Source organism: Bradyrhizobium dasycarpum, assembly GCF_042019905.1.
In the GTDB taxonomy this organism is placed as follows: domain Bacteria; phylum Pseudomonadota; class Alphaproteobacteria; order Rhizobiales; family Xanthobacteraceae; genus Bradyrhizobium; species Bradyrhizobium japonicum_B.
This window is the reverse complement of record NZ_CP169574.1, coordinates 2,664,988-2,677,705: the sequence shown is the minus strand read 5'-3', so window position 1 is coordinate 2,677,705 and position 12,718 is coordinate 2,664,988. Positions and strand designations below refer to the sequence as shown.

The following is a 12,718-nucleotide window of genomic DNA, read 5'->3' as shown; positions in this document are numbered from 1 at the left end:
ACGACATTCGAAAAATGCTCATGGTGGGCACGGCGCAAGAGCGCCTTTGCCCACCCTACGAAATCTCAAAACGCCGTATAGCCGCCGTCGATCACGAACGTATCCGCCGTGTGATACGACGACGCCTTGCTCATCAGATAGACGGCGATGCCACCGAAATCGGATGCTTCGCCGAAGCGCCGCATCGGTATGCGCGGCATCACGTTGGCGACGAATTTCTCATTGGCCATGAGACCTGATGTCATGTCGCTCCTGATCCAGCCGGGCAGGATCGCGTTGGCGGTGACGCCGTGGCGGGCGAGTTCGACGCCGAGGGCGCGCACCAGCGCGTTGATCGCGGCCTTGGTCGCGGCGTAATGCTCGTTGCGCGCGGTGCCGAAGATCGAGGCGAGGCTCGAAGTCGCAACCAGCCGGCCGAAGGCGTCGCCGGCGTTGGCGCGCTCGGTCATGTGCTTTGCGGCGGCCTGAAACGCGTGGAACACGCCGTCCAGATTGGTCGCGAACATCGTGCGCCATTCCTCCTCGGTGCGCTCGATGAAGGAGCGTCGGCCGCCGCCGCCGATGCCGGCATTGGCGAAGCAGCCGTCGACCCGGCCGAACGTGTCGAGCGTCGCCTTCATCGCCGCATTGACCGAGGCCGGGTCGCTGACGTCGCAGACGCGGGTGTCGACCTTGCCTGAGAGCCCGGCCATGCTGGCGGCAGCGGCCTTGTTCTTGTCGGGGTTGCGGCCCCAGATCGAGACGTTGCAGCCCTGGCTGGCGAGCGCCTGCGCGATGCCGAGGCCGATCCCGCCATTGCCGCCGGTGATCACGGCGACGCGGCCGGTGAGGTCGAAAATGTTCATGGCGCGTTTCCTTTTTTTGACAAGGCTTCTCAACATGCGGACGATCAGCCGCTGCGCGCAAGATTGCTTGCCATGCTCTGATCACCATGGACAAGACCGCGCCAAAAATCAAATATGCGCCCCGGCAAAACAAATTCCGGTCTGCGAAACTGGCGCAGGCCGCAACTGGCGAGGACACCATGCAGTTCAAACACGTCACGCTCGATTTCGATGGCTCGGTCGCGGTCCTCAAGCTCGACCATCAGGAGGTGATGAACGCGGTCTCCGTGGACATGCTGGGCGGCCTTTCCGAAGCGCTCGATACGATCGAGGAGAAGAAGGACGAGGTGCGCTGCGTCGTCCTGACCGGCGCGGGCCGCGCCTTCTGCACCGGCGCCAATCTGCAAGGGCGCAACAACCAGTCGAAGAAGACCAAGGCCGGCCTGACGCTGGAGACCGGCTTTCACCCCTTCTTGCGGCGCATCCGCAATCTGCACTGCCCGATCGTCACCGCGGTCAACGGCCCGGCGGCCGGTGCCGGCATGAGCTTTGCGCTACTCGGCGACATGATTCTGTGCGCGCGATCCTCCTACTTCCTCCAGGCGTTCCGGCGCATCGGCCTTGTGCCGGATTGCGGCTCGACCTGGCTGCTGCCGCGCCTGGTCGGCCGGGCGCGTTCGATCGAATTGTCGCTGATGGGTGAGCGGCTGCCGGCCGAGAAGGCGCTGGAATGGGGCCTCGTCAACCGCGTCTATGACGACGGCGTGCTGATGGACGAGGCGATGAAGCTCGCGCGCGAGCTTGCCAGCGGGCCGACCGTGGCGCTCTCGCTGATCCGCAAGCTCTATTGGGACAGCCCGGAAAATTCCTTCGAGGATCAGCTCAATCTCGAGTTCCAGTGCCAGCTGCGCGCCGGCGACACCCAGGATTTCCGCGAGGGCGTCGGCGCGTTCCTGGAGAAGCGGCCCGCGCAGTTCAAAGGCAAATGATCGAAGCGGAGCTTTCGCGCAGCGTCCAGCGCTGGTGCCCGGGCGCGACCGGCGTCACGGGCGCGGCAAAGCTGTCCGGCGGCGCCAGCCAGGAAACCTGGCGCTTCGACATCACGCATCCGGATGGCGTGATCGGCGCGATCCTGCGCCGTTCGCCGAAGGGCTATGGCGCGGCGCCGACCCGCGCGGCGGGCCTTGCCGCCGAGGCGCAGCTGATGCAGCTCGCTTTCGAGGCCGGCGTGCCGTCGCCGCGCGTGATGCACGTGCTCACACCAGAGGACGACCTCGGCACCGGCTTCATCATGCAAAGGATCGAGGGCGAGACCATCGCACGCAAGATCCTGCGCGATGCCGAGTTCGCCGCGGCACGGCCGCTGCTGGCGCGGCAGATCGGCGGCATCCTTGCGGGCCTCCACAGGCTGCCGAAGGACAAGTTGCCGGAGTTGCGCAGCCGCGGCGCGACGCAGGAGATTGCCGAGTTCGAGCGCGACTATCACAGCCTGAACTGGCCCAAGCCCGTGTTCGAGCTGGCGCTGCGCTGGCTGCGCGACCACGATCCCGGCCCGTCGGCCGAGACCACGCTGGTGCACGGCGATTTCCGCAACGGCAATCTCATCATCGGCGCCGACGGCGTGCGTGCCGTGCTGGACTGGGAGCTCGCCCATCTCGGCGATCCCATGGAGGATCTCGGCTGGGTCTGTGTGAACTCCTGGCGTTTCGGCGAGATCGACAAGCCCGTCGGCGGTTTTGGCACACGCGAAGAGCTGTTCGCCGGCTACGAGGCCGCGGGTCGCAAGGTCGATCCGGCGCGTGTGAAGTTCTGGGAGGTGATGGGCACGCTGCGCTGGGGCATCATGTGCGGCGGCATGATGCAGCGGTTCCGCGAAGGCCCCGATCATTCCATGGAACGCGCCATGATCGGCCGCCGCGCCAGCGAGACTGAGATCGATCTGTTGCGGCTCTTGGCGCCGCGCGGGAGCTGACACATGCAGGACGAGCCGACCCCGATCGAGCTGACCAAATCGGTCGCCGATTTCCTTCGCAGCGACATCACGCCGCTGATCTCCGGCCATCAGGCCTTCAAGCTGCGCGTCGCCATCAACATCCTCGATCTCGTGACGCGGCAGCTGACGCGGGAAGAGGGGAGCGATGCTGCCGAAGTGGAACGCCTGCGCGCGCTGCTCGGCATGGGCGGTTCGGTCATGGAGCTGAACCGCGCACTGGCCGAGCGAATTGCGAAAGGCGAGATCGATCTGGCAACCCCCGGCCTCGCTGAGCATCTGTGGGCGACCACGATGGACAAGCTCGCCGTCGACCAGCCGAACTATGCATCGTACAAGCGGGAGCTGGGGCGCAATTCGTAGGATGGGTAGAGCGTAGCGAAACCCATCATCTCACATCTCGCTTCACCATTGATGGTTTCGCTGCGCTCTACCCATCCTACGCGCTCCCTCCGCCGTCATTCCGGGGCGTCGCGAAGCGGCGAGCCCGGAATCCATCTATCCATTGTCTCTGACGCTTAATGGATTCCGGGCTCGCGCCCCAAGCGGGGCGCGCCCGGAATGACCGCGCAGAGCGCGGTCACTTCCCCAGCCATTTCGGCGGTCGCTTCTCGGAAAACGCCTTCGGGCCTTCGATGTAGTCCTGCGAGGCCACCATCGCCTGTACCGCCGGGTAGTCCCGCTGCTCCGCGATCGCCTGCTCCAGCGAGACGCCGAGGCCTTTCTGAATCGCCTGCTTCGACGCCCGGATCGACATCGGCGAGTTCTTGCCGATCATCTCGGCCCAGCGCAGCGCGGCGGAAAGCGCCTCGCCCTGCGGCACCACCTCGTTGACGAAGCCGAGCTCGAAACCTTCCCTGGCGCTGACATGGCGCGCCGTGAGGATCATGCCCATGGCGCGCTTGAGGCCGATCTGTCGCGGCAGCCGGTGCAGGCCGCCGGCGAGCGCGGCAAGGCCGACGCGCGGCTCGGGCAGGGCGAAGGTGGCGTTCTCCGAGGCGATGATGAGGTCGCAGGCGAGCGCGATCTCGAAGCCGCCGCCCATGGCAACGCCGTTCACCGCCGCGATGATCGGCTTGTCGCAGTCGAAGCGCGAGGTGAGGCCGGCAAAGCCGCCCTTGTCCCAGCCCCGCTTGCCGCCGGCCGCCTGCCATTTCAGGTCGTTGCCGGCGCAGAACGCCTTGTCGCCGCTGCCGGTGACGATCGCGATCCACTGCTCGGGATCCGCGGAGAAATCGTCGAACACCCTTTGCAGCTCGAAATGCGCATCGGTGTGCAGCGCGTTGTAGACTTCGGGGCGCGACAACGTCACGATCGTGATCGGTCCCTTGCGTTCCACCTTGGAAAATTTCAGCTCCATCCCGTGCTCCCTGCATTCTCTCGTGAAGGAAAATTGGCGTCATACTACCGCGCCTTAGTGCCCCGGCACCATCGAATTGCGCTGGCGCGCCTTGCGTAGCCGTCACGTCTCGCCTTGCTTGACTTGCACGCGGTCTTCTCCGCTTAATCGCGCGAAGCAAGAATGCGCCCAGCGCCTTAACGCAAAACGATAAAATCAATCCGGGAGAGAACCTGTGGATTTCTCATTGCCTGCCGATCTCGTCGCCTATCTCGCGGAGCTCGACCGTTTCATCGCGCGCGAGATCAAGCCGCTGGAGCAAGCCGACGACAACATCCGCTTCTTCGACCATCGCCGCGAATGGGCACGTACCGACTTCGAGAACGGCGGGCTGCCGCGGCATGAATGGGAAACGCTGCTGCGCAAGGCCAAGGACCTCGCCGACGCCGCCGGCCATCTGCGCTTTCCGGTGCCGAGGCAATACGGCGGCAAGGACGGCTCCAACCTCTGGATGGCCGTGATCCGCGAGCACTTCGCCGCGCAAGGCCTCGGCCTGCACAACGACCTCCAGAACGAGCACTCCATCGTCGGCAACTTCCCCGTCGTCACCATGCTCGACCGTTACGGCCGCGACGACCAGAAGGCGATGATCGACGGCTCGATCAAGGGCAAGTACCGCATCACCTTTGGTTTGACCGAGCCGCATCACGGCTCGGATGCGACGCACATGGAGACGCGCGCGGTGCCTGCCACGCGCGACAACGTCAAGGGCTGGATCATCAACGGCGAGAAGATGTGGACCACCGGGATGCATGTCGCGACGCATTGCGCGCTGTTCGCGCGCACGTCCGGCAATGACGGCGATGCGCGCGGCATCACCTGCTTCCTGGTGCCGGCCAAGAGCCCGGGCGTCAGGATCGAGGAATACATGTGGACCTTCAACATGCCGACCGATCATCCCCGCGTCAGCTTCACCGACGTGTTCGTTCCGGAGGATGCGCTGTTCGGCGAGGTCGGTCGCGGCCTCTCGCTGGCGCAATGCTTCGTGCACCAGAACCGCATCCGGCAGGCGGCGAGCTCGCTCGGCGCCGCCGTCTACTGCATCAACGAGAGCGTGAAATATGCGCGCGAGCGCAAGCCGTTCGGTCGAGCGCTGGCCGAAAACCAGGCGATCCAGTTCCCGCTGGTCGAGCTCGCCACCCAAGCCGAGATGCTGCGGCTTCTGATCCGCAAGACCGCCTGGGAGATGGACCAGCTCACCGAGGAGCAGATCGAGCGTACGCTCTCCGACCGCGTCTCGATGTGCAACTACTGGGCAAACCGCCTCTGCTGCGAATCCGCCGATCGTGCCATGCAGGTCCACGGCGGCATGGGCTATTCACGCCACAAGCCATTCGAGCACATCTACCGCCACCACCGCCGTTACCGCATCACCGAAGGCAGCGAGGAGATCCAGATGCGCAAGGTGGCAGGGTTCCTGTTCGGCTATATGGGGCCGGGGAAGCATTGAGGCTTGCACGACTGTCGTAGGGTGGGATAGCCGTAGGCGTAACCCGCCTCTTTCGCTTCCACGTGGAGGGAGGTTGGAGGGTTACGCGCCACGATCGCGCTTCGCGCAATCGCAGCGCTAACTCACCCTACGGCATTGCCCGTTCAATTCACCCGCCGATCCTTCCCCGCCCAATAGGGCTCGCGCAATTGCCGCCGCAAAATCTTGCCTGAGGGGTTCCTCGGCAGCGCCGGCAGGAACTCGACGCTCTTGGGCGTCTTGTAGCCGGCGATGCGGGTCCGGGTGAAGTTGATGATATCGGTGGCGGTCGCTTCCTTGCCCGGCTTCATCACCACCACGGCCTTCACCGCCTCGCCCCATTTGTCGTCGGGCACGCCGATCACCGCGGCCTCGGCGACATCAGGGTGATCGCACAGTGCGCTCTCGACCTCGGCGGGGTAGATGTTCTCGCCGCCGGAGATGATCATATCCTTGATGCGATCATGGATGTAGAGATAGCCGTCCTCGTCCATGTAGCCGGCATCGCCGGTGCGCAGCCAGCCGTCACTGCGCAGCGTCGCGGCGGTGGCCTCCGGCAGGTTCCAGTAACCGGCCATGTTGGAGCCTGAGCGCGTCGCGATCTCGCCGACCTGGCGCGGCGGCAACGGCTTGCCGTCCACGTCCAGGATCGCGATCTCGACGCCCGGCAGCGCCTTGCCGGCCGAGCGCATCCGCTCCAGTCCCTCGACGTGGTCCTCCGGCGGCAGCGCGACGATGGTGCCCGTCGTCTCCGTCATGCCGTAGAGCTGCACGAAGCCGCACTTGAACACCTCGATGCATTCCTTCAGCAGCGCAGCGGGAATCGGCGAAGCTCCATACAGCATGTATTTCAGCCTGGAGAAATCCACCGTCCTGGCGCGCGGCTGCCGCACCACGAACTGCATCGCCGCCGGCACCATGAACAGTTTGGTGATGCCCGATTGCTCAAAGAAGTCCAGCACCTTGGTCGGATCGAACTCGCGTGCGATCACGCCGCGGGCGCCGTGATACAGACCCATCACGCCCCAGCCCGAGCCGCCGATGTGGAACACCGGCATCGCCACCAGCGAGACGTCATCGTGCGACCACCGGTTCCACTCCGGCTTGTCCTCGGCATTGCCGGATTGCACCAAATTGAGGAAGTTGGCGTGGCTCAGCATCGCGCCCTTGGGCTTGCCTGTCGTGCCCGACGTGTAGAGCTGGATCGCGATATCCCTGGCATCGATCGGCAGCTTCGGATCGTCGCCGCTCTGCGCATCGCGCCAAGTCGTAAAATCCTGCCACTCCGGCGCGCCGCCCTCGGTGGTGATGATGGTGCGCACGCCGGGAATCTGGTCCCTGATCTGGCGGACCTGCGTGAGGAACTCCGGTCCGACGAACAGCACCGGCGCCTTGCAATCCGAAACGATGAAGGCGACCTCGGGTCCCGCCAGCCGCCAGTTCACCGGCGCCATCACGACGCCGGCCTTCATGGCGCCCATCAGCAGCTCGAAATAGAGGTCGCTGTTCTTGTCGAGATAGGCGATGCGGTCGCCCTTCTTCACGCCCATCGCGATCAGGGCGTTGGCGACCTTGTTGGTCTTGATGTCGAACTCGGCAAAGCTGGTGGTGCGGCCCTCGAACTCGTAGGCGACGGCATCGCCGCGGCTCTTGGCGCGTTCGCGCACCATGTCGGCGAGATTCGCCAGTTTCTCTGTGGACATGTTTCTCCCGTGGCGCTTTGTCTTTATACGGGGAGTGTGGAGTCAATCGCGGGTGATGACAAGATGGGAGCCCCGGACAAGCGCGCCCTAAGCACGCGCAGATCCGGGACCCATACGCCGCAGCAGGGATTTGGCGACGACTCGAAGCGACCTGTCTCGCTCCACGACTCCTCCCTGTGGTTGTGGGTCCCCGCCTTCGCGGGGACGACAACTGGGGGCGTGGTGAAAAACGTCAGCCCCTTACACGTCCGCCCCTTTTCAAAGCGCCTTCAGCCCCGCTTCGCCCGATCCTTCTCGTTCTGCGCCATGATGCTCTCGCGCGCGGTCTTCCAGTCCTCGTCGCTCCAGTCGCGGAGCTGATAGAAATTGCCGCCCATCGCCAGCGCCTGGGCGCCGTCCATCGCGATGGTCTCGCCGTTGATCCAGTCGCAACCGCCGGAGATCAGGAACACGGCGACGTTCTGCAGTTCCTCCATGGTGCCGACGCGGCCCATCGGGTTCATCGCCTTGGTGCGCGCGCCGGCTTCATCGCCCGGCTTGATGCGCTTGCTCATGCCTTCGGTCGGGATCTCGCCCGGCGCAATGGTGTTGAGGCGGATGCCGTAGCGGCCCCATTCGGTCGCCAGCGACATCGTCATGGTATGGATCGCCGATTTGCTCATCGCCGACGGCACGACGTAAGGAGAGCCGTTGCGCACCCAGGTCGTGGTGATCGAGACGACGTTGCCGGGCTGCTTCAAGGCGATCCAGCGCTTGCCGACTGCATGGGTCACGTAGAACGTGCCGTGCATGACGATGTTGGCGACCGCATCGAAGCCGCGCGGCGACAGCTCCTCGGTACGCGAGATGAAATTACCGGCGGCGTTGTTGATGAGGTCGGTCAGCGGAGCCTCGCGGAAGATGTTCTCCACCATCTCCTCGACCGCGAGCGCGTTGCGGATGTCGACGCCGTGGCTGGTGACGCGGCCGCCATAGAGATCCATCAGCTCGGTCGCGGTCTCGTCGCACACGATCTTGCGCCGGCCGCAGATGTGCACTTCGGCGCCGAGCTGCAGGAAGCGCGCCGCCATCGACTTGCCGAGACCGGTGCCGCCGCCGGTCACGAGAATGCGCCGGCCGGCCAGAAGATTTTCCTTGAACATGGCTGTTTCCCCCGTAGGGATTGTCAGTTAATTGGTCGATTGACTAAATCCGGCTGCCAGCGTCCTGTAAAGCGGCAACCGGTCAAGAACAGGGGAGAATTCGTCCATGGAAGAGCGCGTCTCGATCTCGATCTCGGAAGGCGTCGCCGACGTGCGCCTGGTGCGCGGCGACAAGATGAACGCGCTGGATCAGGCCATGTTCGAGGCGCTTGTCGCCGCAACCGAGCGGCTTTCGAAGGAGAAAGGCCTGCGCGCCGTCGTGCTCTCCGGCGAGGGCCGCGCCTTCTGCGCCGGGCTCGACATGGGACGTTTTGCCGCCATGAAGGAGAAGGGCGGCAACGGAATTCCGGGTGGCGAAAATCGCGATCTCACCAAGCGCACGCACGGCCAGGCGAACTTTGCGCAACAGGCGGTGTGGGGCTGGCGCCAGCTTCCCGTGCCTGTCATCGCGGCCGTGCACGGCGTTGCGTTCGGTGGCGGCTTCCAGCTCTCGCTCGGCGCCGACATGCGCTTTCTGTCGGCGGATGCGCGGATGTCGATCATGGAGATCAAATGGGGCCTCGTGCCTGACATGGCGGGCACGCCGATCCTGGCGAGCCTCGTGCGTGACGACATCCTGCGCGATCTCACCTATACCGGCCGCATCTTCTCCGCCCAGGAGGCGATGACATACGGCCTCGCCACGCGCATCTGCGACGATCCGCGTGCGGCGGCGCTCGAGGCCGCGCGCGAGATCGCGGGCAAGAGCCCCGACGCGATCCGCGCCGCGAAGCGGATGCTGAACAATCTATCGGTCGATCCGGGCCCGGCGCTGCTCGCCGAGTCCGTCGAGCAGCAGAAGCTGATCGGCAGCCCGAACCAGACCGAGGCGGTGCGGTCCAATCTGGAGAAGCGCGCGGCGAAGTATGCGGATTGATCACAGTCGTTCCGGGATGGCCCGAAGGACCAGACCCGGAACCTCGAGATTCTCAGGCGCGCAATTGCGCGCCTGAGTTCGCTCTCCGAGCCGCCCCGGAATGACGGCAGTTAACAACAAAGAAAAACAACAATGAGCGAAACGTCTGACTTCCTCGGCATCGTCTCCGGCGACCGCCGCCGCAGCCACGCTGAAATCGCCGCTCGCGCCGATCGGATCGCCTCCGGGCTCGCCAAGATCGGCGTCCGCCCAGGCGATTGCGTCTGCATGCTGATGCGCAACGACATCGCCTTCCTCGAGGCCGCCTATGCCACGATGCGGCTGGGTGCCTATGGCGTGCCGATCAACTGGCACTTCAAGCCGGAGGAGATCACCTACATCCTGAACGACACCGGCACCTCCGTCCTGATCGGACATGCCGACATGCTGCACACCCTGCGCGACGCGATTCCTGCGGGCGTCACCGTGCTCAGCGTGCCGACCCCGCCGGAGATCCTGTCCAGCTACAAGATCGATCCCGATCATCTGAAGACTCCTAGCTTCGCGACCGACTTCGAATCCTGGCTCGCGCAGCACCCGCCCTATGACGGCCCAATCGTGCCGCAGCCGATGAACATGATCTATACGTCAGGCACCACCGGTCATCCCAAGGGCGTCCGGCGCAACGCGCCGACACCGGAGCAGCAGGCCGCCGGCGAGCGCATGCGCGCGATGATCTACGGGCTCAAGCCCGGCGCCCGCGCGCTGCTGCCGGGGCCGCTCTATCATTCCGCGCCGAATTCCTTCGGCATCCGCGCCGGCAAGCTCGGCGGCGCCTTGGTGCTGATGCCGCGCTTCGAGGCTGAAGAATTCCTGGAGCTCATCGAACGTTACAAGATCGACACCATCTTCATGGTGCCGACCATGTTCATCCGCCTGATGAAGCTGTCCGAGGCGGTGCGCAGGAAATACGACGTCTCCTCGCTGCGCCACGTCATCCATGCCGCCGCGCCATGTCCGGCCGACGTTAAGCGCGCCATGATCGAATGGTGGGGCCCCGTGATCTACGAATTCTACGGCTCGACCGAATCCAGCGCCGTCACCTTCGCGACCTCGGAGGATGCGCTCAAGAAGCCCGGCACCGTCGGCAGGATCTCGCCCGGAGCCGAGCTGCGCTTCATCGGCGAGGACGGACGCGTGCTTGGCGTGGGCGAGATTGGCGAGATCTATTCCCGCATGGCCGAGATGGCCGATTTCACCTATCACAACAAGCCGGAGAAGCGCGCCGAGATCGACCGCGACGGCTTCATCACGTCCGGCGACGTCGGCTATATCGACGAGGACGGCTACGTCTTCATCTGCGACCGCAAGCGCGACATGGTGATCTCGGGTGGCGTCAACATCTATCCCGCTGAGATCGAATCCGTGCTGCATGCCGTCCCCGGCGTGCACGATTGCGCCGTGTTCGGCATCCCCGATCCCGAGTTCGGCGAGGCGTTGATGGCCGTGGTCGAGCCGCAAGCCGGCGTCACGCTCGAGGCCGCCGATGTCCGCGCCGCGCTGAAGGCGCATCTGGCCGACTACAAGGTGCCCAAGCACATCGAGATCCGAACCGGCCTGCCGCGCGAAGATTCCGGCAAGATCTTCAAGCGCCGCCTGCGCGATCCCTATTGGGAGCAGGCGGGGCGGAAGATTTGAGCGCCTTGTAGCCCGGATGGAGCGAAGCGAAATCCGGGGCGGTGCTTTGCGGTGGAAACCCCGGATTGCGCTTCGCTCCATCCGGGCTACGAACACAGGGATGGAATGATCATGATCGACGCCGCCAACGAAGTCCTCTACACAATCGCCGACCACATCGCGACCATCACGCTCAATGCGCCGGAGCGCATGAATACCATCTCCGGCCGGATGCTGAACGATTTGGCCCGACTGCTGACCGAAGCCAACGAGGACAAGAACGTCCGCGTCGTGATCCTCACCGGCAAGGGCAGGGCGTTCTGCGCCGGGCTCGATCTGCGCAAAGAGCGCGACGGCAACGGCCTGAGCGCCGCGTCGTCGCCAACCACGATCAACCTCCGCAACACGCCGCCGACAGTCCTGCAGGCGATGGACAAGCCGACCATCTGCGCCGTCAACGGCGGCGCCGCCGGCTACGGCATGGACACCGCGCTCGGCTGCGACATCCGCATCATGGCGGAGTCAGCCAAGCTCGCCGCCGCCTTCGTCAAGCGCGGCGTGGTGCCGGAATCCGGCGGCACCTGGCTGCTGCCGCGCATGCTCGGCTGGGCCAAGGCCTCCGAGCTGATCTTCACTGGCCGCACGTTAAGCGCGCGGGAATGCCTGGACTGGGGCCTTGCCAACGAGGTCGTGCCGGATGCCGAGCTGATGAATCGCGCCATGGCCGTCGCGCGCGAGATCGCCGCCAACGCGCCGCTCGCGGTGCAAGCCTCGAAGCGCATGATGCGGATGGGCCTGAACGAGAATTTCCATGACCATGTCCACCACGTCTATCTTCAGCTCCTGCCGCTGTTCAGAACCGCGGACATGGCCGAGGGCATGAAGGCGTTCATGGAGAAGCGCGAGCCGAAGTTCGAGGGGCGATAATGCCCTAGGCCGCCAGTCCATCCGGGATACCTGGCCGTCTTAGCAGAGACAGATTTCGATCCTATATAGGCGGGATCATCCACCTGCGGATCATCCCATGTCTCCTGTTTCCATGCTCCTCAACATCCTCTGGATCCTCTTCGGCGGCGCCTGGATGGCGTTCGGCTGGGTGATCGCCGCGGTCATCATGGCCATCACCATCGTCGGCCTGCCCTGGGCGCGGGCGGCATTTAACATCGCGGTCTACACGCTGCTGCCGTTCGGCTCGCGCGCAGTCAACCGCTACGACGTCACCGGCGTCGAGGATATCGGCACCGGCCCGCTCGGGGTGATCGGCAACATCATCTGGTTCGTGCTCGCCGGCTGGTGGCTGGCGCTCGGCCACCTCCTGACCGCGCTGGCGCTCGCGATCACCATCATTGGCATCCCCTTCGCCTGGGCCCATCTCAAGCTCGCCGGCATCGCGCTGTGGCCGATCGGCAAGGTGATTGTGCCGGCTTGAGGCACGCGCGAGCGGCGTAGCTCCCTTCGCCGCCGAGACCAATCCTCGTGCCCCGGACGCAGCGCAGCGCTCTCCCGGCGATGCGCAGCATCGTCCGGTCAGCGATACGCTGCAGAGCCGGGGCCCATATTGCAGCAATGCGCTTGTGGCTCCGGGGTCCCGGCTCTGCGCAGCAGCGTTGCACGCTGCAG

13 protein-coding genes are annotated in these 12,718 nt (G+C 65.0%); 8 read left to right on the top strand and 5 right to left on the bottom strand.

Translation table 11 applies throughout. From position 1 onward, the window contains the following. Positions 1 to 65: 65 nt before the first annotated feature. A complete protein-coding gene (locus ACETMP_RS13065) occupies positions 66 to 845 on the bottom strand; it encodes an SDR family NAD(P)-dependent oxidoreductase (protein WP_375161247.1) in 780 nt (259 codons plus the stop codon). Positions 846 to 889: 44 nt separating this feature from the next. After that, positions 890 to 1,039 (bottom strand): hypothetical protein, encoded by a 150-nt coding sequence (locus tag ACETMP_RS13060; RefSeq protein ID WP_375161246.1) that lies wholly within the window; start codon positions 1,037 to 1,039, stop codon positions 890 to 892. Between ACETMP_RS13060 and ACETMP_RS13055 the strand changes: the two genes are divergently transcribed. From ACETMP_RS13055 to ACETMP_RS13045, 3 genes are read left to right on the top strand one after another with little or no spacing between them, the layout of a single operon-like run. After that, on the top strand, positions 1,025 to 1,813 hold the full coding sequence (locus ACETMP_RS13055) for an enoyl-CoA hydratase/isomerase (RefSeq protein ID WP_375161245.1): 789 nt from the start codon (positions 1,025 to 1,027) through the stop codon (positions 1,811 to 1,813). The genes ACETMP_RS13060 and ACETMP_RS13055 overlap by 15 nt on opposite strands. Continuing rightward, positions 1,810 to 2,796, top strand: a complete 987-nt coding sequence (locus ACETMP_RS13050; protein ID WP_375161244.1) for a phosphotransferase family protein — start codon at positions 1,810 to 1,812, stop codon at positions 2,794 to 2,796. The genes ACETMP_RS13055 and ACETMP_RS13050 overlap by 4 nt, the downstream gene beginning before the upstream one ends. 3 nt (positions 2,797 to 2,799) lie before the next feature. After that, on the top strand, positions 2,800 to 3,177 hold the full coding sequence (locus ACETMP_RS13045) for a DUF6285 domain-containing protein (RefSeq protein WP_375161243.1): 378 nt from the start codon (positions 2,800 to 2,802) through the stop codon (positions 3,175 to 3,177). A gap of 217 nt (positions 3,178 to 3,394) precedes the next feature. Here the strand turns inward: ACETMP_RS13045 and ACETMP_RS13040 are convergent, their stop codons facing one another. Continuing rightward, positions 3,395 to 4,174 carry an enoyl-CoA hydratase-related protein gene (locus ACETMP_RS13040; RefSeq protein ID WP_375161242.1) on the bottom strand — a complete coding sequence of 260 codons (780 nt, stop codon included), beginning with the start codon at positions 4,172 to 4,174 and terminating at the stop codon, positions 3,395 to 3,397. 214 nt (positions 4,175 to 4,388) lie between these two features. On the opposite strand from ACETMP_RS13040, the gene ACETMP_RS13035 reads away from it, so the two are divergent. Then, a complete protein-coding gene (locus ACETMP_RS13035) occupies positions 4,389 to 5,663 on the top strand; it encodes an acyl-CoA dehydrogenase family protein (RefSeq protein ID WP_375161241.1) in 1,275 nt (424 codons plus the stop codon). A 143-nt stretch (positions 5,664 to 5,806) separates the two neighbouring features. On the opposite strand, the gene ACETMP_RS13030 is transcribed toward ACETMP_RS13035, so the two are convergent. Together ACETMP_RS13030 and ACETMP_RS13025 are read right to left on the bottom strand one after the other, a co-directional pair. Further along, complete coding sequence (locus ACETMP_RS13030) at positions 5,807 to 7,384, bottom strand: fatty acid--CoA ligase (RefSeq protein WP_375161240.1); 1,578 nt, start codon at positions 7,382 to 7,384, stop codon at positions 5,807 to 5,809. Between the two features lie 269 nt (positions 7,385 to 7,653). Further along, a complete protein-coding gene (locus ACETMP_RS13025; protein ID WP_375161239.1) occupies positions 7,654 to 8,526 on the bottom strand; it encodes an SDR family oxidoreductase in 873 nt (290 codons plus the stop codon). A gap of 106 nt (positions 8,527 to 8,632) precedes the next feature. Between ACETMP_RS13025 and ACETMP_RS13020 the strand changes: the two genes are divergently transcribed. From ACETMP_RS13020 to ACETMP_RS13005, 4 genes are all read left to right on the top strand, one after another. Beyond that, positions 8,633 to 9,442 (top strand): crotonase/enoyl-CoA hydratase family protein, encoded by an 810-nt coding sequence (locus ACETMP_RS13020; protein ID WP_375161238.1) that lies wholly within the window; start codon positions 8,633 to 8,635, stop codon positions 9,440 to 9,442. A 132-nt stretch (positions 9,443 to 9,574) separates the two neighbouring features. Next, on the top strand, positions 9,575 to 11,119 hold the full coding sequence (locus ACETMP_RS13015) for an acyl-CoA synthetase (RefSeq protein ID WP_375161237.1): 1,545 nt from the start codon (positions 9,575 to 9,577) through the stop codon (positions 11,117 to 11,119). A 111-nt stretch (positions 11,120 to 11,230) separates the two neighbouring features. Continuing rightward, positions 11,231 to 12,025 (top strand): enoyl-CoA hydratase/isomerase family protein, encoded by a 795-nt coding sequence (locus tag ACETMP_RS13010; protein ID WP_375161236.1) that lies wholly within the window; start codon positions 11,231 to 11,233, stop codon positions 12,023 to 12,025. Between the two features lie 97 nt (positions 12,026 to 12,122). Then, on the top strand, positions 12,123 to 12,527 hold the full coding sequence (locus tag ACETMP_RS13005) for a YccF domain-containing protein (protein ID WP_375161235.1): 405 nt from the start codon (positions 12,123 to 12,125) through the stop codon (positions 12,525 to 12,527). Positions 12,528 to 12,718 lie beyond the last annotated feature (191 nt).